1 pseudogene is annotated in these 382 nt (G+C 78.0%); it reads right to left on the bottom strand.

The window, feature by feature from the left end:
- Window positions 1-382: pseudogene (locus B9S61_RS11955) on the bottom strand (hypothetical protein); the annotation flags it as partial.

Here is a 382-nt window from a genome sequence, read left to right as displayed (position 1 = left end):
CCCTTCGCGGCGGCCACGGGCGCGGCCAGCCCCGAAGGCGGCGTCAGCGCGCTCTCCACCCGGCCCGTCGCCCACAGGTCCGCCGCCTCAGGATCGGCGAGCACGGCGCGCAGGGTCGTCTCGACGTCCCGCTGCACCGTGTCCGACAACGGCTGCCCCGCCTCCCGGGTCAGCCCCGCCGCCTGCCGGGACAACTCGGAGACGATACGCCGCCGCTGGGCCGACAACTCCCTGAGGCCGTCCGGATCCAGGGTGGCCTGCGCCTCGCGCAGCGCCCTCCCCAGCTCCAGGAACCGCTCCGCCTCGTCGGGCCGGGAGCGCCGGAGCAGGTTCGCCGCCCAGGCCGCGAGCGTGGGGCGGCGGGCGGCGTGGATACGGCGGG

Origin of the sequence: Streptomyces sp. SM1, from assembly GCF_002910825.1 — a bacterium.
Taxonomy (GTDB): domain Bacteria; phylum Actinomycetota; class Actinomycetes; order Streptomycetales; family Streptomycetaceae; genus Streptomyces; species Streptomyces okerensis.
The sequence above is the reverse complement of the archived record's forward strand: the minus strand, read 5'-3'. Positions and strand labels throughout refer to the sequence as shown.